Annotated in this window: 19 protein-coding genes and 1 tRNA gene; 6 read left to right on the top strand and 14 right to left on the bottom strand. The window is 66.9% G+C overall.

The features are described from left to right. Nucleotides 1-75 precede the first annotated feature (75 nt). Nucleotides 76-2,064 carry a methylmalonyl-CoA mutase family protein gene (locus ACFOWB_RS10745; protein WP_378147211.1) on the top strand — a complete coding sequence of 663 codons (1,989 nt, stop codon included), beginning with the start codon at nucleotides 76-78 and terminating at the stop codon, nucleotides 2,062-2,064. A 166-nt stretch (nucleotides 2,065-2,230) separates the two neighbouring features. Here ACFOWB_RS10745 and ACFOWB_RS10740 read toward each other — a convergent pair whose 3' ends face one another. The 3 genes from ACFOWB_RS10740 to ACFOWB_RS10730 form a co-directional block, all read right to left on the bottom strand. After that, nucleotides 2,231-2,998 (bottom strand): ABC transporter permease, encoded by a 768-nt coding sequence (locus ACFOWB_RS10740; RefSeq protein WP_261404940.1) that lies wholly within the window; start codon nucleotides 2,996-2,998, stop codon nucleotides 2,231-2,233. After that, on the bottom strand, nucleotides 2,995-3,921 hold the full coding sequence (locus ACFOWB_RS10735) for an ABC transporter ATP-binding protein (RefSeq protein WP_261404941.1): 927 nt from the start codon (nucleotides 3,919-3,921) through the stop codon (nucleotides 2,995-2,997). The genes ACFOWB_RS10740 and ACFOWB_RS10735 overlap by 4 nt, the downstream gene beginning before the upstream one ends. A 101-nt stretch (nucleotides 3,922-4,022) precedes the next feature. Further along, nucleotides 4,023-5,576 carry a tetratricopeptide repeat protein gene (locus tag ACFOWB_RS10730; protein WP_261404942.1) on the bottom strand — a complete coding sequence of 518 codons (1,554 nt, stop codon included), beginning with the start codon at nucleotides 5,574-5,576 and terminating at the stop codon, nucleotides 4,023-4,025. A gap of 116 nt (nucleotides 5,577-5,692) precedes the next feature. Here ACFOWB_RS10730 and ACFOWB_RS10725 point away from each other — a divergent pair, with 116 nt between their 5' ends. Continuing rightward, nucleotides 5,693-6,196, top strand: coding sequence for a hypothetical protein (locus tag ACFOWB_RS10725; RefSeq protein ID WP_261404943.1), 504 nt, complete (start codon nucleotides 5,693-5,695; stop codon nucleotides 6,194-6,196). A 21-nt stretch (nucleotides 6,197-6,217) separates the two neighbouring features. On the opposite strand, the gene ACFOWB_RS10720 is transcribed toward ACFOWB_RS10725, so the two are convergent. The 7 genes from ACFOWB_RS10720 to ACFOWB_RS10690 all read right to left on the bottom strand — a co-directional run bounded on the left by ACFOWB_RS10720 (nucleotide 6,218) and on the right by ACFOWB_RS10690 (nucleotide 13,578). Continuing rightward, nucleotides 6,218-7,237 (bottom strand): magnesium and cobalt transport protein CorA, encoded by a 1,020-nt coding sequence (locus tag ACFOWB_RS10720; protein WP_261405698.1) that lies wholly within the window; start codon nucleotides 7,235-7,237, stop codon nucleotides 6,218-6,220. Nucleotides 7,238-7,414: 177 nt separating this feature from the next. After that, nucleotides 7,415-7,945: a calcium-binding protein gene (locus ACFOWB_RS10715; protein WP_261404944.1), complete on the bottom strand. Its 531-nt coding sequence runs from the start codon at nucleotides 7,943-7,945 to the stop codon at nucleotides 7,415-7,417. Nucleotides 7,946-8,277: 332 nt separating this feature from the next. Further along, a complete protein-coding gene (locus tag ACFOWB_RS10710) occupies nucleotides 8,278-8,958 on the bottom strand; it encodes a response regulator transcription factor (RefSeq protein ID WP_261404945.1) in 681 nt (226 codons plus the stop codon). After that, on the bottom strand, nucleotides 8,955-10,541 hold the full coding sequence (locus ACFOWB_RS10705; protein WP_378147207.1) for a sensor histidine kinase: 1,587 nt from the start codon (nucleotides 10,539-10,541) through the stop codon (nucleotides 8,955-8,957). The genes ACFOWB_RS10710 and ACFOWB_RS10705 overlap by 4 nt, the downstream gene beginning before the upstream one ends. A gap of 113 nt (nucleotides 10,542-10,654) precedes the next feature. Next, on the bottom strand, nucleotides 10,655-12,025 hold the full coding sequence (locus ACFOWB_RS10700; RefSeq protein WP_378147205.1) for a malonyl-CoA decarboxylase: 1,371 nt from the start codon (nucleotides 12,023-12,025) through the stop codon (nucleotides 10,655-10,657). 117 nt (nucleotides 12,026-12,142) lie between these two features. Beyond that, on the bottom strand, nucleotides 12,143-12,613 hold the full coding sequence (rnhA, locus tag ACFOWB_RS10695; RefSeq protein ID WP_378147203.1) for a ribonuclease HI: 471 nt from the start codon (nucleotides 12,611-12,613) through the stop codon (nucleotides 12,143-12,145). Further along, nucleotides 12,610-13,578 (bottom strand): homoserine kinase, encoded by a 969-nt coding sequence (locus tag ACFOWB_RS10690; protein WP_261404949.1) that lies wholly within the window; start codon nucleotides 13,576-13,578, stop codon nucleotides 12,610-12,612. The genes rnhA and ACFOWB_RS10690 overlap by 4 nt, the downstream gene beginning before the upstream one ends. 171 nt (nucleotides 13,579-13,749) lie before the next feature. Between ACFOWB_RS10690 and ACFOWB_RS10685 the strand changes: the two genes are divergently transcribed. Continuing rightward, the gene (locus ACFOWB_RS10685) at nucleotides 13,750-14,880 is read left to right on the top strand and encodes a GGDEF domain-containing protein (protein ID WP_261404950.1); all 1,131 of its coding nucleotides are present in this window, start codon (nucleotides 13,750-13,752) and stop codon (nucleotides 14,878-14,880) included. 91 nt (nucleotides 14,881-14,971) lie between these two features. Continuing rightward, on the top strand, nucleotides 14,972-15,784 hold the full coding sequence (locus tag ACFOWB_RS10680) for a L,D-transpeptidase family protein (RefSeq protein ID WP_261404951.1): 813 nt from the start codon (nucleotides 14,972-14,974) through the stop codon (nucleotides 15,782-15,784). A 55-nt stretch (nucleotides 15,785-15,839) separates the two neighbouring features. Here ACFOWB_RS10680 and ACFOWB_RS10675 read toward each other — a convergent pair whose 3' ends face one another. Together ACFOWB_RS10675 and ispH are read right to left on the bottom strand one after the other, a co-directional pair. Then, a complete protein-coding gene (locus ACFOWB_RS10675) occupies nucleotides 15,840-16,178 on the bottom strand; it encodes a hypothetical protein (protein ID WP_261404952.1) in 339 nt (112 codons plus the stop codon). 14 nt (nucleotides 16,179-16,192) lie between these two features. Then, nucleotides 16,193-17,152 (bottom strand): 4-hydroxy-3-methylbut-2-enyl diphosphate reductase, encoded by a 960-nt coding sequence (gene ispH, locus ACFOWB_RS10670; protein WP_261404953.1) that lies wholly within the window; start codon nucleotides 17,150-17,152, stop codon nucleotides 16,193-16,195. A gap of 179 nt (nucleotides 17,153-17,331) precedes the next feature. On the opposite strand from ispH, the gene ACFOWB_RS10665 reads away from it, so the two are divergent. Continuing rightward, nucleotides 17,332-17,967: a hypothetical protein gene (locus ACFOWB_RS10665; RefSeq protein ID WP_261404954.1), complete on the top strand. Its 636-nt coding sequence runs from the start codon at nucleotides 17,332-17,334 to the stop codon at nucleotides 17,965-17,967. Nucleotides 17,968-18,074: 107 nt separating this feature from the next. Next, nucleotides 18,075-18,151: transfer RNA gene (locus ACFOWB_RS10660), tRNA-Met, on the top strand. Here the strand turns inward: ACFOWB_RS10660 and ACFOWB_RS10655 are convergent. Continuing rightward, complete coding sequence (locus tag ACFOWB_RS10655; protein ID WP_261405699.1) at nucleotides 18,108-19,703, bottom strand: recombinase family protein; 1,596 nt, start codon at nucleotides 19,701-19,703, stop codon at nucleotides 18,108-18,110. The genes ACFOWB_RS10660 and ACFOWB_RS10655 overlap by 44 nt on opposite strands. A gap of 1,072 nt (nucleotides 19,704-20,775) precedes the next feature. After that, nucleotides 20,776-21,018 carry a hypothetical protein gene (locus ACFOWB_RS10650; protein WP_261404955.1) on the bottom strand — a complete coding sequence of 81 codons (243 nt, stop codon included), beginning with the start codon at nucleotides 21,016-21,018 and terminating at the stop codon, nucleotides 20,776-20,778. Nucleotides 21,019-21,359: the final 341 nt, after the last annotated feature.

Here is a 21,359-nt window from a genome sequence, read left to right as displayed (position 1 = left end):
CGAATTGCGGCGCCGCACACGTGAGGTAAATGCTCGCGGGAGGCGGGGCTCCCGGGCCCCTGCGCGCAATCCGTGATGCGAGGCGACAAGGCGATGGCCGACAAACCCTGGCTGTTCCGCACTTATGCGGGCCACTCCTCGCCCGTGGAGTCGAACAAGCTCTACAAGTCGAACCTGAGCCGGGGCCAGACCGGCCTGTCGGTCGCCTTCGACCTGCCGACCCAGACCGGCTACGACCCCGACCACGTGCTCTCCAAGGGCGAGGTCGGCAAGGTCGGCGTGCCCGTCAGCCATCTCGGCGACATGCGGACTCTCTTCCACGAGATTCCGCTCGAGCAGATGAACACCTCGATGACGATCAACGCGACCGCGGCCTGGCTGCTGTCGCTCTACGTCGCGCTCGCCGAGGAGCAGGGGGCCGACCGCACCGCGCTGCAGGGCACCACGCAGAACGACATCATCAAGGAATATCTCTCGCGCGGCACCTACGTGTTCCCGCCGGCGCCCTCGCTGCGGCTAATCCGAGACGTCATCACCTTCACCACGTCGGAGCTGCCGAAGTGGAACCCGATGAACGTCTGCTCCTACCATCTGCAGGAGGCCGGGGCGACGCCGGTACAGGAGCTCGCCTATGCGCTCGCCACCGCCGTCGCGGTGCTGGACGAGGTGAAGGAGACCAACCCCTCCGAGGAGGTCTTCGCCCAGACGGTTCAGCGCATCTCGTTCTTCGTGAACGCCGGGATGAAGTTCATCACCGAGATCGCGAAGATGCGCGCCTTCGTCGACCTCTGGGACGAGATCACCCGCGACCGCTACGGCGTGACAGACGCCAAGTCCCGGCGCTTCCGCTACGGTGTGCAGGTCAACTCGCTCGGCCTCACCGAGCCGCAGCCTGAAAACAACGTCTATCGCATCCTGATCCAGACGCTCGCGGTGACGCTCTCGAAAGACGCGCGCGCCCGCGCGGTTCAGCTTCCGGCCTGGAACGAGGCGCTCGGCCTGCCGCGTCCTTGGGACCAGCAATGGTCGCTGCGCGCCCAGCAGATCCTGGCCTACGAGACCGACATCCTCGAATACGCCGACATCTTCAACGGCTCGACGGTGATGGACGCCAAGGTCGAGGCGCTGAAGGAGGAGGCGCGCGCCGAACTCGCCCGCATCGACGAGATGGGCGGCGCGATCGCAGCCGTCCAGGCCGGCTACATGAAGGGCCGGCTCGTGGAGTCCAACGCCCGCCGCCTCGCCGCGATCGAGGCCGGCGACCAGATCGTGGTGGGCGTCAACAAGTTCCAGAACGGCGAGCCCTCGCCGCTCTCGACCGGCTCGGGTTCGATCCAGACCGTTCCCGAAAGCGTCGGCCAGGAGGCGATCGAGCGCCTCAACGCCTGGAAGGCGCAGCGCGACCAGTCCGCCGTCGACAAGGCGCTCGCCGAACTCTCCGCCGCCGCCAAGGAAGACCGGAACGTCATGGAGGCCTCGATCGCGGCCGCCAAGGCCGGCGCCACCACCGGCGAATGGGGCCAGACACTGCGCGACATCTTCGGCCAGTACCGCGCCCCGACGGGGGTCGGCAAGGCGGTGCGCGAGGCGAGCGGCGGCGACGCCATCGCGGAAGTCCGCAAGCAGGTCGAGGCCGCCTCGCAGACGCTCGGGCGGCGGCTGAAGCTGCTCGTCGGCAAGCCCGGGCTCGACGGCCATTCCAACGGCGCCGAGCAGATTGCGGTGCGCGCCCGCGACTGCGGCTTCGAGGTGGTCTACGAGGGCATCCGCCTCACCCCGGCCGAGATCGTCAACGCGGCGCTCGAGGAAGGCGTCCACGTGGTCGGCCTCTCGATCCTCTCGGGCTCCCACGTGCCGCTGGTGCGCGACGTGCTGGAGCGGATGCGGAAGGAGGGACTCGACGACGTTCCGGTCATCGTCGGCGGCATCATCCCGCCCGAGGACGAGACGCAGTTGAAGGCGATGGGCGTCGCGGCGGTCTACACGCCGAAGAACTTCGACCTCACCGCCATCATGGCCGACATCGTCCGCATCGCGGAAGGCGCGGGCGAGAAGGCGGCGTAAGGGCGCGCAGGAGAAGGCGCGAGACGCTCAGCCGTCATGCTGGCCAAGAGCCGGCATCCAGAGCCGACGCCCCTGCGCTGGCATTCTCGACGTGTCGCGTTCATGGACCCCGGCTCTTCGGCCGGGGTGACGGCGGCGGCTCCGAGTCCGACCCGGGACAGCCGCCTCACGCCTTCAGACGGTAGCCGGTCTTGAAGATCCACCACACGCCGGTGAGACAGAGCGCCAGGAACAGGAACGTCATCGCGAGGCTCACCTCGACCCCGACGTCCGACTGTCCGAAGAAGCTCCAGCGGAAGCCCGACACCAGATAGACCACCGGGTTGAACAGCGAGACCGTCCGCCAGAACGGCGGCAGCATGTCGATCGAGTAGAACGCCCCGCCGAGGAAGGTGAGCGGCGTCACGATCAGCAGCGGCACGAGCTGCAGCTTCTCGAAGCCGTCGGCCCAGATGCCGATGATGAAGCCGAACAGCGAGAAGGTGATCGCCGTCAGCAGCAGGAAGCAGACCATCCAGACCGGATGCTCGATGCGAAGCGGCACGAACAGCGCCGCGGTGCCCAGCATGATCAGGCCGATGATGATCGACTTGGTCGCCGCCGCGCCCACATAGGCCACCACCACCTCGAAGAACGACACGGGCGCCGACAAGAGCTCGTAGATCGTGCCGGCGAAGCGCGGGAAATAGATGCCGAACGAGGCGTTGGCGATCGACTGCGTCAGCAGCGTCAGCATGATGAGGCCCGGGACGATGTAGGCCCCGTAGGCGACGCCGTCGATCTCCTGGATGCGGCTGCCGATGGCGGCCCCGAACACCACGAAATAGAGCGAGGTCGAGAGCACGGGCGAGATCACGCTCTGCATGACGGTGCGCCAGGCGCGCGCCATCTCGAAGCGGTAGATCGCCCCGACGGCCCGGTGGTTGACGATCATCGCTTGTCCTTCACGAGATCGACGAAGATCTCTTCGAGCGAGCTCTGCTTTGTCTGGAGGTCGCGGAAATGCACGCCTGCGGCGGCGAGATCCGTGAGCAGGCCCGTGATGCCGGTGCGATCGCGCTGGGCGTCATAGGTGTAGACGAGCTCCGAACCCTCCGCGCCGAGTTCGAGCTGGTGGCCGGCGAGGCTCGTCGGGATCTCCGAGAGCGGCTCCTGAAGCGCCAGCCGCAGTTCCTTGCGGCCGAGCTTGGTCATCAGGTCGGCCTTCTTCTCCACCACGATGATCTCGCCCTTGGAGATGACGCCGATGCGGTCGGCCATCTCCTCGGCTTCCTCGATGTAGTGGGTCGTCAGGATGATGGTGACGCCGGTCTCGCGGAGCTTCCGCACCAGCGCCCACATGTCCCGCCTGAGCTCCACGTCGACGCCGGCGGTCGGCTCGTCGAGGAACAGCACGCGCGGCTCGTGGGCGAGCGCCTTGGCGATCAGCACGCGCCGCTTCATGCCGCCCGACAGCGTCAGGATCTTGGAGTCGCGCTTGTCCCAGAGCGACAGGTCCTTCAGCGTCTTCTCCACGAAGGCGTCGTCGCGCTTCTTGCCGAACAGGCCGCGCGAATAGCTGACCGAGGCCCACACGCTCTCGAAATGATCGGTGAACAGTTCTTGCGGCACCAGACCGATCATCTCGCGGGCGGCGCGGAAGTCGCTCTGGATGTCGTGGCCGCCGACCGTGACCGTCCCCTCGCTCGGCATGACGATGCCGCAGACGATCGAGATCAGCGTGGTCTTGCCGGCGCCGTTCGGGCCGAGCAGCGCGAAGATCTCGCCCTTCTCGATCTCGAGGTCGACGGATTTGAGCGCCTGGAAGCCCGTGGCGTAGGTCTTCGCCAGGCCCGTGATGGAGATGATGGGGGACATGAGGCTCGCGGAGGGTCTTTGCGAGCCGGACTTAAGGTGCCGGAGGCGCACAGTCCATGGGCGCCGGTCGCGGTGAGTTGATTGCAGCGGTGCAGTGGCCGTCATCCAAGTCCGCCGGCGCGGCGCCCGGCGAGATAGGCTTTGGCCGGGCCAGGGGCCAGAAAGAAGGTCTTGGCGATGAACGGGGCTTTCAGCCGGACGATCGCGGCCGTCGCCACGGCTTCCGCGTCCCGGCCGCAGACGCCATAGGTGATCGCGAGCGCGTAATGCGCGGGCAGGAACGCCGGGTTGACCTCCGTCGAGCGGAGCAGCGCTTCGCGGGCCCCGTCGTAGTCCGCGGCGGCGAACCGGCACATGCCGAGCGCATAGAAGCAGAAACTCGATGGAAGCGGCTGCAGCGCCATCGCCGCCTCGATGCTGAGGTCGGCCTCGGCGGTTCGGCCGGTCGACGCTTCGATGAGCGCCTGGAACATCCTGCCGTCCGGCGAGCAGGGATCGATCGCGCAGGCCCGTCGGGCGGCGGCGAGCGCGGCCTCGCCGTCCCTGAGGAAAAGCAGGGTCCAGCCGTGAACGGCGTGCGCCAGCGGCGCGTCGCCGTCGAGCGCGACGGCCGTCTGCGCATGCGCGACCGCCGGTTCGAGAGGCGATTGGACGTCGGTCCTCCAGTTCATGCAGTGCTGGAGCACGTAGCTCCGCGCCAGCCATGTGTGCGGGGCGGCGTAAGCGGGGTCGAGACGCGTCGCTTCGCGAAAGTGATCCTGAGCCTCCGCGCAGGTCGTCTCCGAATAGCCGCAGAACAGCGACAAGCCTTTGAGCAAAGCGTCGTGCGCTCGCGTGCTTTCCGTCCCGCGCCGACCGACAAGTTCGCTTTCGCGGGGCGTGAGCTTGACGCTCAGGGCGCTCGCGACGCCCCGCGAAATCTGGTCCTGCATGGAGAACAGTTCGCGCCGGTCCCCTTTGAATCTCGCTGACCACAGGCTTCCGCCAGAGGCGGGATCGAGGACGTTCGCCGACACTCTCACCTGAGCCCGCTCGACCTGGACGCTGCCCTCGATGATGAAGCGGGCCTTCAGCGCGTCGGCGATGTTCGCCAGTGGAAGGTCCGGGTTCCGGCAAAGAAAGGACGAGTGCCGCGAAACGACCCGAAGTCCCGAGATCCGCCCGAGATCGGTGACGAGCTCATCCGCCAGGCCGTCGCCAAGATAATCGTTGCTACGGTCGCCGCTGAGATTGACGAAGGGAAGCACGGCCAGCGTTGGTCGGGCGGCGTCTGGCTCCCGACCCCGCCGCGCAAGCGCCGACGGCCCCGTCCCGATTTCGATCCGGGGCGCGTATCGCCCTTTCGGCAATTCGATCCGAACATCGTTCGGTCGCCCGGCGGAGGCATAGTAATCGCGGAGCTTTTCGCGAAGACGCCCCGCCTCGACCCTGACGATCGGGTCGAGCGCCGGATCGAAAGTGGCGGGACGATCGAAGACGTCGACCGCCACGCTATAGCCTTTCAGCGCGCCGCCCCGGCCTTCGAGCGTCTCCGTGACGATGTATTCGAGAAACCGCTGGCGGCGTCCGGATTTGAGAAACGGTTCGCTGCCGAGGATATCATCGAGATGCGCGCGCACTGCGGACCGCTCGGCTTCGTTGAAGCGCGCCGCCATCGCTCCGCCTCCCCGTTCGTTCGATCGCGATGTTACAGTAACATACTAGGACCAGATCTCGGCCCCTGTCATGGGTGTTTAAATCACCATAGACGTCGCCGCAGGGAGGTTGTCAGATGCTAAGTAAACCGTCCGGTAAATGGCTCGCCTTTGCAGCGCTGTTGTCTTTGGGGGCGGCCGGCGCCGGGACGCCGGACGCGGCTTTCGCGGGCGAGACCGGCAAGATCAAAACCCGCGCCGTGCTCGTCACGACGAAGCAGACGATGACGACGCTCGAGGACGTCAAGGACCATACGCTCCTCTATCTCGAGCAAGACGGCATGATCGTGAGCGCAGGCGGCGGGTTTCTGGAGAAAGCCAGGTATCAGCTGTTCTACCTGTCGGACTCTTCGAGCATGGTCGCCGGCGGCTACAAGACGTTCACGACCGCCGACGGTTCGAAGGTGTTCGCGAAATTCTCGGACACCGAGCAGGCGCCGCCGATCTACAAGGGAACGGTCGAGTTCACCGGCGGCACCGGCAAATACGCCGGCCTGAAAGGCAAGGGCGTCTGGACCTACACGACCATCTCAGACGCCGTCGCGATGGATGAGATGGAAGGCGAGTACGAACTGCCTTGAGCCAAGGCGCGCGCCCTTCCCTTACAGCCACCCCGACCTTCGGAACGCCGCGAACAGACTGATGCAGATCGTCGCCATGCCGCCGAGCACGTAGAAGTAGCCGTACTGCATCTGGGTCTCGGGCATGTTGGCGAAGTTCATGCCGTAGATGCCCGCGATCGCGGTCGGCACCGCGAGGATCGCGGCCCAGGCGGTGAGGCGGCGCGAGACGTCGGTCTGCTCGGCCTGGCCGATCATCAGGCTCGCCTCGAAACCGAAGGCCAGCACCTCGCGCAGGCCATCGATGTCCTCCTGCACGCGGCGGATCTTGTCGGAGACGTCGCGGAACAGCGGGAGCATCGAGGGGTCGATCGACACGACCTCGGCGTGCTGCAGCCGCTGGCAGACGTCGCCGAGCGGCAGCGCGGCGTTGCGCAGGCGCAGGAGGTCGCGGCGCAGCATGTAGAGGCGCTTGACGTCGACGCGCCCGCACTGCTCGCCGAACACCTGATCCTCGATCTCGTCGACCTCGTCATGGATCGCCTGCAGGACGGGCGCGTAGTTGTCCACGATGAAGTCGAGGATGGCGTAGAGGATGTAGTGCTCGCCCCTCGACAGCACGACCCGGCAGCTCTCGCAGCGCTGGCGCACGGAGCCGTAGGAGGTCGAGGGCCCGTGCCGCACCGAGACGATGTGGCCTTCGCCGACGAAGAGATGGGTCTCGCCGAAGGCGATGCGGCCGTCGACCATCTGCGCGGTGCGCGCGACGATGAAGGCGTCCTCGCCATATTGTTCGAGCTTCGGGGACTGGTGCGCCTGCGCCGCGTCCTCGATCGCGAGGTCATGCAGGTCGAACTGGCTCTGAACGCGGTGCAGCAGGTCGAGGCTCGGCTCGAGCAGCCCGATCCAGACGAAATGGCCGGGCTCGCGCGCCCAGCGCCCGGTGTCCTCGATCGCGACGCCCGCGACGCGCCGCCCGCCGGCGTAGACGCTGGCGGCGACGACGCCCGCCTCCGGGGCGGCCTCGACCGGATCGTCGGCGCGCGTGTCGGGCGCGTCCATTCTGCGCTGCGCTTCCGCCATCGCGGGCTCCATCGAACGTTCACGCGGCCGTGAGGCCGAGGACGACTTTACCGCGCTTCGGGCGAAGGGGCGACGACGACGCTCGTCGCAAAAACGACGAACGGCGCGCTCGGTAGGAGCGCGCCGTTCTCAAGAATGGTCAGGCCGTGGCGAGGATCAGTCGTCGAAGACGAAGTCGCGCTGGCCGAGGCTCGCGGCGTCGACGCCGTCGAGCGTGATCGAGGAGCCGGCGTCGCCCCAGGTGATGACCGCGTCGCCCGACCCATTGTTGGCGATGGTCAGGTCGCGGAAGTCGAGGCCGTCGATGTCGAACTCGATCGTGTCCTGGCCGGACTTGAAGTCGGTGATGGTGTCGGCGCCGTCGAAGCGCTCGAACTTGAAGGTGTCGAAGCCCTTGCCGCCGGTCAGGATGTCGTTGCCGATGCCGCCGTCGAGCTCGTCGTTGCCCTTGCCGCCCTTCAGGACGTCGTTGCCCGAGCCGCCGTCGAGCTCGTCATTGCCCGAGCCGCCTTCGAGGGTGTCGTTGCCGCTGTCGCCTTCGAGGTCATCGTTGCCCGAGCCGCCATAAAGCTTATCGTTGCCGCCATTGCCTTCGAGTTCGTCATTGCCGCCCTTGCCGTTGATGACGTCGTCGAAGTTGGTGCCGCGAAGCTCGTTCGCCCTGCCGTCGCCGTTGATCTTGGCCATCTGACCGTTCTCCATCCCGACGCCACGCTGCGCGGCGTTCCTGAGGAGAGAGATAGACGTGCGTGATTAGATCTGGTTGAGCGACAGGTTAGAATTTGGAGAGAAACCCGAGACCAAAATACGACGAAGGCCGTTTTAGCCTACGCGGGCCGAATAATAGTTTCATGAGACAAACTTGATACGCGATTTTTTGGCTTTATAGCAGATCCGTCAAGAAAATTTGAGCGCTCCGGCTTGGAACCACTAAGGCGCGATGATTTAAGGATGAACCACTCGTCATGCCCGCCCCCCGCCGGGCATGACGGCCTGAGCGAATGAGATCGCATCACGCTCTAAGGCGCCTGCGTCGAGACCATGTAGCCGACGCCGCGCACGGTCTGGATGATCGAGTCCGGCCCCTCGTCCTCGAGCTTCTTGCGGACATAGCGGATGTAGACGTCGACGATTTTCGTGCCCGGGTCGTAGCCGTACTCCCAGACGCTGTTGAGCAGACGCTGCCGGCTCACCACCCGATCGGCGTTCGCCATCAGATATTTCAGCAGGTCGAACTCGCGCACCGTCAGCGTCACCGGGCGGCCGCGATAGACCACGCGGCGCGACGAGGGATCGAGCACGAGCTCCCCGACCGTCAGCGTCGTCGGGTCGTCCTGGCTGACCCTGCGCCGTTTCAGCGCGACAAGGCGCGCCAGCAGCTCGTCGAACGAGAACGGCTTGGTGAGGTAGTCGTCCGCGCCGCCCTTGAGACCCTCGACCTTGTCCTGAATGCCGTCCTTGGCGGTCAGCATCAGGATCAGGACCGGGCGCTTCTCCTCCCGCACGATGCGGCAGACCTCGAGCCCGTTCACGTAAGGCAGCATGCGGTCGAGGATCACGAGGTCGAAGCCGCCGTTTCGGATGTGCTCCAGCCCGTCGCGGCCGTCCTCGGCGACCGTGACCTGATAGCCTTCCGCCTCCAGGCCGCGGCTCAAGAAGCTCGCGATGCGCCGGTCGTCCTCGACCACGAGAATGTTCATGCCCGGTCGTCCTCGATGAGCGGCAGCACGATCATCAGCGTCGCTCCGCCGGTCGGCCCGTCGCCGAGCGAGATCTCGCCGTCGTGCCGTTCGACGATATCCTTGGCGATGGCGAGGCCGATGCCGAGCCCCTTGACGTTGTGGCCGGCGTCCCGGCCCCGGTAAAAGCGCTCGAACACGCGGTCCCGGTCCTCCTCGGCGATCCCGACGCCCTCGTCGGCGATCGCGATGGCGAGCCGCCCGCCCTCGACCGAGGTCGACACCCGGACGCGGCCGCCGTCGGGCGAGTATTTCACGGCGTTGTCGAGCCCGATCATCAAAGCCTGCCGGAGCCTGCGGGCGTCGACGTCGATGCGCGCGTCGCCCGCCCTCAGGTCCGTCTCGATCAGGATCTCGCGGGGCGCGGCCAGAACCTCTCCCTCCTGGACGGCGGCCAGAACGAGGTCGACGGCGTGGACGGACGCGCGCTCGAGGCTCTGGTCGCCGGCGTCGGAGCGGGCGAAGGCGAGGAGGTCGTCGAGCAGCGCCGACAGCTCCCCGGCCTGCGCCTGGACGCCGCTCAACGCGTCGCGCAGCAGGCCAGGATCTGCGCGGCCGCGCAGCGCCACGTCGGCCTCGCCCCGCAGGATGGTCAGCGGCGTCCGCAGCTCGTGGCTGACGTCGGCGAGGAATTGCGCGCGGCGGACGTCGACGTCCTTGAGCTTGGCGTTGGCGTCGCGCAGCTCGCGCGTCCGGTCCTCGACTTCCGAATGGAGGCGCTCCTGCGCGGCGATCAGGCTGGAGCGCTGCGCCTCGATCGCCGTCGCCATCTCGTTGAAGCTGCGCGACAGCGCCGTGAACTCGTCGGATCCGCGCACCGCGATCCGGTGGCTGAGCGCCCCGTCGGCGATCGCGCGCGCGCCGGCCGCGAGCGCCTGCAGCGGCCGCACGATCGAGCGGCTCAGCCCGAAGGCGAGCGCCGCGCCGCTGATCAGCGCCAGCAGCCCGATCGCGACCGAGCCGAACAGCAGCCGGCGCTGCTGGGTGCGGACCTCCGAAAGCTCGCGCGCGACCTCGCTGCGCTCGTCGTCGAGCGCGCTTTCGAGCAGGTTCTCGAAGTCGTTCGAAAGCTTGTACTCGACCTCGCGGCGAAACAGCTCGACCGCCTCGGTCTGCTTGCCCTCGCGCTGGAGCGCGAAGACGCGCTCGGCCGCCTGGTCGATGGCGCGGTAGAGCTCGGCCATCCGGCTCGCCGTCTCGACGTCGGAGAGCTCGCGCCGCACCTCCTCGAGATCGTGCATCGTCGAGATCTCGGCGCGCGTCACCTCCTTCAGCCGCTCGAAGGCGTCGCGCATCTCGTCCCGCGCCTGATGGAAATCCGGCATCTGCTCGGCGCCGAGCAGCAGCACCTCGGCGATCTGCTCCGCGTAGTTGTTGGCGTTGCCGTCGAGCTCGGCGATGACCTCGAACCGGCGGTGCACGGCGTCGACCCGCTGCACGAAGTCGTCCGCGAGCTTCAGCGCGAACGCCATCACGCCGATCATCATCGCGACAAAGACCGCGGTGACGACGGCGAAGACGACGATGCGGAGGCGGACGGTCATGGACGGCCGATCGATGCGGGCGACGAGAGGGCCGGCACGTTAGCCGCGCCGACGCTGCCTTCGCCGATCACATAACCGTCATGAAAAGGAAAGGCGCGGAGCGCGTCCGCGCCTCAGCGCGCCGCTTCCGTCTCTTTCTCGGCCGCCTTCGGCCGGCGCGCGAGGCGCTTCACCGAGGTCGAGGCCGCGACCTTGCCCCGGGCGGCGTAGGCCTCGTGGTTCTGCTCGATCTCGTCGAGCTCGTAGAGGTAGTTGACCATCATGCCGTGGGCCTGCCGCTCCGCGCGCGGCGAGCGGTCGGCCATGACGTTGACGCGCTCGAGCCGCGCGCCGTTGCCGAGATGGAAGCGCGCCACCGGATCGGCCGGCTGGCCGCGCCGGTTGCGGGCGTGGACGAGGTAGATGGCGCAGGCCCGCGCCAGCGCCGGGCGCAGCGCCTCGGCCTTGGGCTCGTCGTCCATCCAACCGCGGTCCTCGAGCGCGGCGAGCGTCTCGCGATCCTCGGCCGCGAGCGTGTCGGAGGCCGGATCGGCGAGTTCGCCCGAGAGCCATTCGGCGAAGCCCGGCACGGGCGAGAGCGTCACGAAGGTCGCGATCTCGGGCAGGTCGCGCCGCAGGTCCTCGACCACCTGCTTGATCAGGAAGTTGCCGAACGAGACCCCGCGCAGCCCGTCCTGGCAGTTCGAGATCGAATAGAACACCGCCGCCCCCGCCTCCTCGGCGCGGATCGGCTCGCGGCCGGGATCGAGCACCTCGGCGACGCTCTCGGGCATCGACTGGGTGAGCGCGACCTCGACGAAGATCAGCGGCTCGTCGACGAGGCGCGGGTGGAAGAACGCGAAGCAGCGCCGGTCCGGCGGCTCGAGGCGCCGACGCAGCTCCTCCCAGTCGCGGATCTCGTGCACCGCCTCGTAGCGGATGATCTTCTCGAGCACGTTCGCCGGCGTCGTCCAGTCGATCGGCCGCAGCACCAGGAAGCCCCGGTTGAACCACGAGCTGAAGAGATGGGCGAAGTCGTCGTCCACCACCTTCAGCGACCGGTTGACCGGCAGCAGCCTGAGCAGCGCCTCGCGCATGCGCATCAGCCCGGCCATGCCGTCGGGCGCGAGCGCGAGGCGGCGGATCAGCTCCTGCCGGCGCGGCTCTGCCGCCTCGTGAAGCGCCGCCTCGCTCTCCGGCGTCGGGGCGGCGCCCCAGGCCTCGACGGCCTTGGCGAGGCGCTCGCGATCGGGGCCGAAATCCTGGCGGAGCACAAGGAAGAACGCCGCGCGAACCTCCTCGCCGCTCGCCGCCCAATGGTCGAGCACCGAGCGCGCCACGGCGATGCGCGACGCTTCGCCGGTGCTCTCCAGAAGCGCCTCGCATTCCAGCCTCAACGCGTCGAGGCCCGAGGCGCGCGGAGCCTCGGGAGCCGGGCCGAGCAGCCGCCGCCCCTGCTGGGCGATGCTCGCGAGAAGGTCAGAAAAGAACGAGCTTTCGCTCACGGTCGACGGCCTCGCTCGGGTCGGCGTATCGGCTTTCGCGAGGGGATATGGATGGGCGGGGGCCGTTCGGCGAGGGCCTGCGACGACGAAACTTCCCGCCGCGCCGAAGCCTGCGCCTCAGCCCTGCGGCTGCTCCTTGAACGGCTTCATGCCCATCCGGGCGAGCTCGTCCGCGCGCTCGTTTTCGGGATGTCCTGCGTGGCCCTTCACCCAGCGCCATTCGATGTCGTGGGCCTTGAGAAGGGCGTCGAGGCGCTCCCAAAGGTCCTGGTTCTTGACCTTCTTCTTGTCCGCGGTCTTCCAGCCGTTGCGCTTCCAGCCGGCGAGCCATTTGGTGACGCCGTCGCGCAGATACTGGCTGTCGGTGTGGACCACGACCGTGCACCGCCGCTTCAGCGCCTCGAGCGCCGAAATGGCGGCGAGCAGCTCCATTCGGTTGTTGGTGGTGGGAGACTCCCCGCCCGACAGCTCCTTCTCGACCGCGCCGAACCGCAGGATCGCGCCCCAGCCGCCGGGGCCGGGATTTCCGGAGCAGGCTCCGTCGGTGAAAATCTCGACGGCGCTGGCCGTTTCGCCCGGCGCGCTCACCCGCGCCATCCATAGTCGGCCGCGCTTCCCGCCTGCTGGTGGAAGCGGAGCTTCCGGAAATATTCGAGCGGGTCGAGCTTCTTCACGAGCGCGCCGGCCGGCGTGTCGAGCCAGTCGACGAGGCGGGTCAGCAGGAAGCGGATCGCCGAGCCGCGGGCGAGCGTCGGCAGCGCGTCGATCTCGGCGTCCGAGAGCGGACGCGCGGCGTGATAGGCCTCGAGCAGCGCTCTGCCCTTCGTCACGTTGAACGACTGGTCGGGCTCGAAGCACCACGAATTGAGGCAGACCGCGACGTCGTAGGCGTAGGCGTCGTCGCAGGCGAAATAGAAGTCGATCAGCCCCGACAGCCGGTCGCCGAGGAACAGCACGTTGTTGGGGAAGAGGTCGGCGTGGATCACGCCCGCCGGCAGGTCGAGCTTCGCGAAAGCGCGCTCGAGAACGTCGAGTTCGGCCGCGATCTCGGCGTCGAGCCCTGACTGGACCACGTCGCTCCGCCCCTTCGCCGCATCGGCGAGCGGCCGCCAGCCCGAAACCGACAGCGCGTTGGGACGGCGGATCGAAAAGCCTTCGCCGGCCGCATGAAGCTGTCCGAGCGCGCGCCCGAGCTCGGCGCAATGGGCGGGCGTCGGCTTCTTCACCGAGACGCCGTCGAGAAAGGTCACGACCGCGGCCGGGCGTCCGCACAGCGTGCGCAGCGCTTCGCCGTCGCGCGCCTTGACCGGCAGCGGACAGGTGATCCCGCGCTCGGCGAGATGCTCCATCAACCCGAGGAAGAACGGCAGGTCGCCCTTGTCGACGCGCTTTTCGTAGAGCGTGAGGATGAAGCGCGCCTTGGTGGTGGCGAGCAGGTAGTTCGAGTTCTCGACCCCCTCGGCGATCCCCTTGAACGAGACCACGTCGCCGATGTCGTAGGCCGCCACGAACGCGGCGAGATCGTCGTCGGAGACTTCGGTGTAGACGGCCATTCGGAGGCAACTCGCGGGACGGTGAAGCGGCGCGCCCGTGCTTAAGGGCTCGCGCGCCGCGCCGCAACGCGGCGTCCGGCGAAGGCGAGGCTGGGGACAGGGCGAAATGCGGCAGATCGTTAACCATGTCTGTCGTAACGGTTCCTGAGTACGTCCTCACGCTCCGCGCCCATGTTCTTCTCCGAGCCAGACCTGCCGACGCTGCGGCTCTGCAGCCTGCTCGCGAGCGTCGCCTTTGCGCTGGTGTTCCTGGCGCTGTGGCGCGGCCGGGCGAGCGAGGCCCATCTGCTCCATTGGGGCGTGTCCTCGGTCCTTTACGTGCTGCTGCTCGCGACCTTCGAGGCGCTCGAGGGCCCTCCGCCCTCGCTCCTCGGCGCGGCGCTGTTCGCGGTGCTGCCGCTCTCGAACGCCCTCGTGCTCTCGGGCGCGAACCTCTTCGACGGCCGTCCGGCGTTCCAGGGATGGATGGCGCTTCCCGTCACCCTGACGGCGCTGCTTTACGCCGCGCCGCTGCCCTTCGCCGAAACGCCCGAGGACGCGCGAGCCGCCTGCCTCAAGTTCGGCACGGTGGGGCTTGCGGTCAGCGTGCTCTCGGTCGCGGCCGCGCTCGTCTTCGGGCCGCAGAACCGCCCGACGCTCGGCCGCAAAATCGCGGGCTGCGCAATGGGGGCTTACGCGTTCGGATATGTCGGATCGGTGGTGGTCGACACGCTGTTCGGCGCCTGGGCGGAGCGCTTTGCGATCGTGCCGCATCTCTCCGACCAGCTGCTGCTGCCGGTGCTCTATCTCGGCCTGCTGGCGATGCCCGGCGAACATGTGCAGCGCACGCTTCGCGACCGCGCGTCGCGCGACCCGTTGACCGGCGCCGGCAACCGACGCGCGCTCGAGGAGGCGCTCGCCGCAGACCCCGTGGCGCCGGGGCTTGGCGTCGTGCTGATCGACATCGATCACTTCAAGGCGATCAACGACCGCGACGGTCACGGAGCCGGCGACGCCGTGCTGGTGGCGCTCGCCGCGCAGGCGGCCGCTTCGGCCCCCGCCGCCGGCTGCCGTCTGTTCCGGCTCGGCGGCGACGAGTTTCTGGCGCTGCTGCCGCAGACGACGGCCGCCCGCGCCTGCCGTTTCGCCGAGGAGATCAGGGGCCGCGTGGCGGCCGGCGGGCCTGGCGTCGCGGCGTTTACGGTCAGCATCGGGGTCGCGGCCGTCGAGGCCGGCGAGAGCGATCTCGGCCTCGCGATCGGCCGCGCCGACGCAGCCCTCTACCAGGCCAAGGCCGCCGGCCGGAATCGCTTCGCGGCGTGACGTCGTTCACAGCCCGTTAAGACCCGGCGGCCGACCCTGGGGACGGCCGCGCCAGTATTGCGGCTGTGTCAGTTGGGAGCATGCCGGCGATATGAGTACGTCGTCGCTTGCGACGCTCGTGCGCGTCGCGTTCGTCATTGTGGCCGCCCTCGGGCTCGCCGCCTGTTCGTCGGGTCGTCAGGCCAAGGTCAAGACCGGCTCGGTCTCGATCGCGACGGTGAGCCTCATGAAGCGGCTCGACATGCCGCGCACCGCCCCGATCTTCATCCGCGTCTTCAAGGAAGAAGCGCAGCTCGAGGTTTGGAAGCAGGAGCGCAACGGCCAGTACGCGCTGCTGCGCTCCTACGAGATCTGCAGGTTCTCGGGGAGACTCGGGCCAAAGATCCGTCAGGGCGACAAACAGGCGCCCGAAGGCTTCTACGAGATCGAGCGCAAGAACCTGAACCCGTGGTCGCGCAACCATCTCGCGTTCAACATCGGCTTCCCGAACGCTTTCGACCGCTCGCTCGGCCGCACCGGCGACCACATCATGGTGCATGGCGGCTGCAAGTCGGTCGGCTGCTACGCGATGACCCACAAAAACGTGGAGGAGATCTACGCGCTGGTGCGCGAGGCTCTGCTGTCGGGCCAGGAGTCGGTGCCGTTCCACGCCTTCCCGTTCCGCATGACGGAGGCGAACATGGCGCGCCACGCCGACGATCCCAACATGCCCTTCTGGGAGATGCTGAAGGTCGGCCACGACGCCTTCGACCGCACGGCCCGTCCGCCGCGCGTCGCCGCCTGCGACGGCCGCTACCGCTTCAAGCTCGATCCGAGCTGGAACGCGGCGAGCGACGCCGAGGTGTGCGGTTCGCCTGAGCCCGCGATGGCGCAGGCGCAGGTTCAGCTGGGACAGGCGTACTGATCAGAGCCGACACGTCGCACGATAGTGGTGCAGATCGGTGAACTGCGAAGAACTGCTAAGAACCTTTGATACTCTGGTACATCCGCCTCTGCGCGGAATTGATCGAAGCGGGATGCCAATCCCGCTCGCGTTTCGTTGCGGGAAAACAGTATCTCTTGCTTTCAAACTGATAAAACAACGTGCTGTGTATCCCATTGGCGTCGGGCTTCGGGATAGGTCGCTCCCAAAGCTCATCAAGCGCCCGCGACTCCTCGCCTAAACGAGTGAAGAGATCCTCGGCGAACTCGATGTCTTGCCCCGGATCAGGAAATATCAAGAAAAATTCTTCGTCGGTCGCTTGAAAAATTGAAAAGGTGCAGTTGTTGGCGCCGTCGATGATCTGAATGTTTTTCATTTAATTTCACGCTCTCACTCCGCCGCCGGACGAAGTTCCCTCGGCAGCGGGAAGAACACGCTCTCGTCAGCGGTCGACACGGTCTCGACCGTCACCTCGTAGCGTTCGGCGAACGCGTCGATGATCTCCTCGACCAGCACCTCGGGAGCCGACGCCCCGGCCGTGATGCCGAGCGTCGAAATCGCCGCAAACTCCGACCAGTCGATGTCTGAGGCGCGCGCCACGAGCCGCGCCGTCGGGCAGCCGGCGCGCTCGGCGACTTCTCGCAGCCGCTGCGAGTTCGACGAGTTCTGCGCCCCCACCACGATCAGCCCGTCGCAGTCCGGCGCGACGCGCTTGACCGCCTCTTGGCGGTTGGTGGTGGCGTAGCAGATGTCTTCCTTGTGCGGTCCGTGGATCGCGGGGAACTTCGCTTTGAGCGCCGCCACCACGCCCGCGGTGTCGTCGACCGAGAGCGTGGTCTGGGTCACGTAAGCGAGATCGCGCCCGTCCGGAACCTCAAGCGTCGCGACGTCGCCCTCCGTCTCGACCAGCATCACGGCGCCTTGCGGCAGCTGCCCCATGGTGCCGACCACCTCCGGATGGCCCGCATGGCCGATCAGCAGCACGAGGCGGCCGCGCTTGTGATGCGCCTCCGCCTCGCGATGCACCTTGGTGACGAGCGGGCACGTGGCGTCGATGGCGAAGAGGTTCCGGGCCCGCGCCGCCTCCGGCACCGACTTCGCGACGCCGTGCGCCGAGAAGATCACCGGCGCGTCGCCGTCCGGCGCCTCGTCGAGCTCTTCGACGAAGACCGCGCCCTTGGCTTTGAGCGCGTCCACCACATAGCGGTTGTGCACGATTTCGTGCCGGACATAGACCGGCGGCCCGAAGCGCTTGAGCGCCGCCTCCACCACGTCGATCGCCCGCACCACGCCGGCGCAGAAGCCGCGCGGCGCGCAGAGCAGGACCTTGAGCGGCGGCTTGGCGGACATCGGGCGGCGATCGCACCTTCACATTGCGTCGGCCTCGAGATGGGGCGGGCGCGCCGGGAGTGTCAAGCGCGCCCATCCCGTCGCAGCCCTGCGGCGGCCGCGCCTTTCCAAGCCGTCCGGGGGCTTGCTATAAGGCTCGCCGCCGCGGGCCGGCGCGGCGGAAGTTCGGGAACAGGTCCATGCGTCGCGTCACTCCGATCCTCGCCCGCCTGCGCCGGGCGGCGCTCGTTCCCCTCGCCTGCCTTGCGCTCGCCGCCTGCGGCACCGTGAGCCCGGACGATCCCAACCGCGCCGCCGCGAACCCGGACGCCGGCACGAAGTTTTTGCTCGGCACCTCCAATCCGACGCCGCTGCAGACGTCGGCCGACGACATCAAGCGCTCCTGCCCGCCGATCGAGATCCTCGAAGGCGCCTCGGCCCATCGCGTGATCGAGCCTGCGGGCTCCACCGACGCCTTCGACGTGCGCTACCAGGCATCGATCGCCGAGACGGCGCGCGAGTGCTCGACGCTCGGCGTCGAGGCCGCGATCCGCATCGGCGTCCAGGGCCGCGTGGTGCTCGGCCCCAAGGGCGCGCCGGGAACCTATCGCGTGCCGCTCAGGATCGCCGTCGTCGACGAAGGGTCGCGGCCGGTCTATTCGCAGCTCCATCTTGTCGACGTCACCGTGCCGGCGGGCGCCACCATGGCGGACTTCACCAAGATCGACGACGCGATTTCGATCCCGATCCCCGCCAACCGCTTCGCCGGCTGGCGGATCGTCGTCGGCTACGACGCGCAGGCGCCGGTCGCGGCGAAGACGACGCGCAGGCGCTGAGACGGGCGGCCCCGCGTCCGCGTCGCTTGACACCGCTTCGGCCGCTTCCTTATATCCGCGCGCCTTGAGCGCTTCGGCGCAGCCCGATGCGGGCGGCCTTCGACCGGGGCGGAGTAGCTCAGCTGGTTAGAGCAGCGGAATCATAATCCGCGTGTCGGGGGTTCGAGTCCCTCCTCCGCTACCAACGGTATAGCCGACAGGTCCGGGCCGACGAGGCCCGACAGTTTTCCTTCGATTTTGACCGCGTATTCTCCTCTCCGTTCGCGGGGAAGCACGATTACGCCCGCCACCAGATCGCGGAACGACCGGGTGAGTGCGGGGTCTATCCTAGACGCGTCCGCCATCGTTCTAGACAGCGCGTCGACGTTGTCGCGGTAGCGTGTCATGGCGATAGGCTGGAGATCGATGATCGATGCGACTCGGCCAGCCAGGGCGAGTTCGCGCTTGAGACGCGCCTCCTCGGCTCGCAGGGAGGCGAGGCGCGCCGTTGCATCCGCCTTCTCAAGCAGCCCATCGACCAATAGGTCGGTGACGCGCGTCATCTTCTCCTTTGTGACGTCAAGCGCCCGCTCAGTTGCGGCCTTCGCCGCGCGCGCTCCGCTCTCAGTCTCCCGTCGCTCTGAGACATACTCGCCGATGTAGTCGTTCAGCAGATCCGGATCGGCCAGTTGCGTACCGATCGCGCTTACCACGAGATGCTCGAGCCTCTCCACGTAATAGCGTGCTCCGTTCTCGCAGCTACTGGACTCACGACGAGTGCTGCACATAACCCGCGGCCCACTCCGGTCGGTCCCAACGAGCGTCATGCCCCCGCCACAGCAGGAGCAGCGCAGGAGGCCAGAGAGCACACGAGGCGTCTTTGGTGCCCGCCGTGCCGCTTCGCCGCCGGTGGCCGCCTTACGGGCCTGCACGGCCTCGAAGAGATCATGCTCGATGATGCGAAGCTCTTCGGCCAAGGCCTCCTGATGCTGGCCCGCATCGTTCGGTCGGGAGACGCGCTTGCCGTTCGATGGGTCTTTCACCATCCGGACCCGGTTCCAGACGATGCGCCCATCGTAGAGCGGATTACGAAGAATGCCGTGGCCGCGCGTCCCGCTCCCGTTGATGGTCGATGCGTTCCAGCGCTCGCCTCGCGGCGCCGGAACTCCGTCAGCGTTTAGGGCGGCTGCTATCGCCCGTGGCGCGGTTCCATCTGCGTAAGACGCGAAGATGCGACGGATGACGTCCGCTTGCTCGGGCACGATCTCAAGCTTGCCGGGCTGGCCTAGTATCGGCCGGTAGCCATAGGCGCGACCGCCCGCGTTCCGCCCATCACGGACGACGCCAGACATGCCGCGACGGACCTTTTTAGCCCCCTCCTCCCTCTGCATCTGGCCGACGAGGCCGTGGACCCCGATCTGCAGCGTGTCGAGCCGACCGCCGTTGACGCAGTCGATCTCAATTCCGCGGAACGCAAACTGCTTGTGGAGGCCGGCGAGGTCGGCCATGTCGCGCGAAATGCGATCGGCCGCTTCAGCGACGACGATGTCGAACTCACGCGCCGTCGCCCCCTCGATGAGGGCAGCGAGACCGTCGCGACCAAACATCGAGGCGCCAGATCGAGCCCGATCTCGGAATGCCGCTACGACGGTCCAGCCATGGCGGCGCGCGTAGTCGCGGCAGAGGTCGATCTGGTCGTCGACAGAGCGGTCATTTTGGAGGTCCGTCGAGAAGCGGGCGTAGACGGCTGCACGCATGCGGGCACTCCAGGCTCATTGTCGTTTGCGGCTGCGGCGTCGATACGCGCTTGATGTCGTGCCAGCGCTCGGATGAAGGCGCGGAGCGCTTCTTTCGAAGCGTCCGCGCTGATGTTGTCGTTAGCGGGGGTCATGCGGCCTCGAGTGTTTGCCCGAGGGGTGGTTCGGACCATTCCCAACCGTCGGGAAGGTGTCGGGCGATAATTTTTCGCACGACGCCACCGGTGACGGACGCGACTGTTAGAGCCCGCGAGGACTTTAGCCGATCAGCGATCTCGACGGTTGCCGCCCAAACCGCTGGATCAGAAAACATTCGGCAAGTCTCGCGCCATGCCCACCGCTGGCATTCAAAGCGTTCGGTATGCCCAGCATAGTCTAGAGCTTTACATATTTGCTCGGCGATCTGAGCGTCGGTTTTCCTACCTGAATGAGCTCGGCGAGCGTCATAACGAAGCTCAGCAACTCCGCCTGCGTACGTCCCAACAATGTCTCGGAAGACCGCATCTAATCCATAGATAGCGATAGCAGAATCTAAGCTTCTCTCCCCCATTGGTCCATATAGACGGCATTCGCCGCCAAGCCCTCGTCTTACATTTCGGAAGATGCTGATCTTGATAGCTTGCACAGCCCTTCCTGCGAGAGAATACGCGACCGCGTGACCGGCTTCATTCACAGGCGTAACTTCGTAATGGTGATGTATTTCACAAACAACGCTACCGACGTCCTCCAAAATATAGAATACATTCGAAGACGCTTCATCGAGCCGCTGCAATCCATCGAGAGATAGCGAAGCCGTAGTTAATCGAGGCGGAACCGAGTTTTGTCTGATGCTCATCACACACGTCTCCTCGATCGGCGCGATGCTCTTCGCGTCGGTTGATACATTTGATCTATAGAGGGCGGCTAGGCCGCTAGGCTGTGCCGACGACGCGAGTGTAACACGCGAATCTCACATCGTCGGATTTCGTTTTCGTATTTTGTTCTCGTCGTTCGTTGACGAGCTAGGCTTTCAGCCTTCGGGCGGCCGAGCGAGGCTGAAACGCAAAAAAACCCGCCCGGCCGAAGCCGAGCGTTAGGCCACGGCGCGCAACCCCGCTCTCGCTTTCTCGGCCTCATAAGCCGCGGTTGTGGCAGCATTGATCCTGAACAAAGACGTCGAGAGATCAATGAGAGCGTGCTGAATTGCGTCGACCAGATCGCTCTCCTGGCCATCAGTTAAGCGAGCGATCATGTAGTCGAGCCCGCCGTATATGAACTGCGCATTGTTCAGTTCAGTGTCGGCGTCGATGATGTGAGCGAGGGTCTGCTTGTGCATGGCGGTTCTCGGAAAGGCTTTCGACAGCCTGCCCGGCAATCGGCGCCGGAGCCGGGGGGTCGAAACCAGCCGAGAGACTGGTCGGACGGCTTTAAGCTTTCGCTCTGGACATAACGCCCGCCCCCGGCCACGATGAGCCGGTCGGCGCGCGCTCGCCAAAGCACGCCCGTTGTTGCCTTCAAAGGCAACGTCGCCGCCGCTCCTCGCCAAAGGAGCAGCCCACGCCAATGGGCTTGTTGCGGTCTATCTCGGTCCGGGTTTCGACACCCACGGACACGCTTCCCGATTCCGCGACGCGCCACAAGCGCGATCGAGTAAGTGCGACTACGTACGCGACCTTG

The sequence above is a fragment of the Chenggangzhangella methanolivorans genome, assembly GCF_042648545.1.
Classification (GTDB): domain Bacteria; phylum Pseudomonadota; class Alphaproteobacteria; order Rhizobiales; family Methylopilaceae; genus Methylopila; species Methylopila methanolivorans.
The sequence above is the reverse complement of the archived record's forward strand: the minus strand, read 5'-3'. Positions and strand labels throughout refer to the sequence as shown.